Raw genomic sequence first — 986 nt, 5'->3', positions numbered from 1 at the left:
CGTCGTCGGATATCACGCCGCGCGCCGCCAGCAGCCGGTAGAGGCCTGCCGCGTCGGCCGAGGCAAGCGCGCCATCGACATCGAGGATGCCGCGGTATTCGGCGGTGGTGGCGACGCGCCTGTCGAACTTCGCCACGTCGGCTGATGCGTTCTGGTAGGGCATGATCGAAGCGCCTTCGAAGGTGCCGTCGGTGTCCTCGCTCCACAGCACCACGGCATCGACGCCCATGGCGGCGGCGCAATCGGCCATTTCAGGCCACAGGCTGGTGTGGACGTAGAGATAGGCAAGGCCCTCATCGTCGCAATGCAGGTCGAGCACGATGTCGTGGCCCAGCGAAAGCTGCATCAGCCGCGACTTCAGCCGCTGGTCGGCGCCGCCAAAAGAGGCGTCCGGCAAAAGCCTGGTGTCGGGCGCGGCAAGCAGCGGAAAGCCGCGGTTGAAGTTGGTGCGGGTGCCCAGATGAAAGCGGCCCTGGTGCTCGCCGAAATGATATTGCGCGCGGCCGATCGGGTTGGCCCAGGGCACGATGGTGATGTTGCCCTTGATGCGATCTTCGGCCTCGGCTTTGTTCAGCATCGGCATCAATGCATCGATGGCGACGACGCCAGGCAATTCGCCGGCATGGAGCGCCGCCTGCAGATAGGCCGAAGGTGCTGCCTTGTCGGCACCGGCGAAGCGGAACACCGGGAATTCGTAGGAAACGCCTTCGCAGTCCCCGGCGATGCATTCGATCGATTTCTGGATGACATCCTCCATCAAGCGCGAAAAGACATGCCCATTTGAAGGTGTCGATGTCGATTGGTCCAGCCCGCCGCGCCATGGGCGCAAGCTAGTCTTTTGCCTTGCTGCATGTCGTTGTCCCAAAACCGCTTCGCACTTTTGGGCGACAGGCAGTTACTCCGCGGCAGGCTGAAGGGCGACGGCCGGCGCGCGCCGGTCCAGCGTCTGCGACAGCACCGCGACGGCGACCGCCAGCAGGGCGAGC

General features: G+C 64.6%; 1 protein-coding gene. It reads right to left on the bottom strand.

Annotated elements, in window-relative coordinates:
- Positions 1–745: succinylglutamate desuccinylase/aspartoacylase domain-containing protein (locus tag O7A61_RS32285; RefSeq protein ID WP_337133189.1), on the bottom strand; the 745-nt coding region annotated here is incomplete at its 3' end.
- Positions 746–986 lie beyond the last annotated feature (241 nt).

It is taken from the genome of Mesorhizobium sp. Cs1321R2N1, from assembly GCF_037179725.1.
GTDB lineage: Bacteria > Pseudomonadota > Alphaproteobacteria > Rhizobiales > Rhizobiaceae > Mesorhizobium > Mesorhizobium salmacidum.
This window is presented reverse-complemented; position numbering and strand designations above follow the sequence as displayed.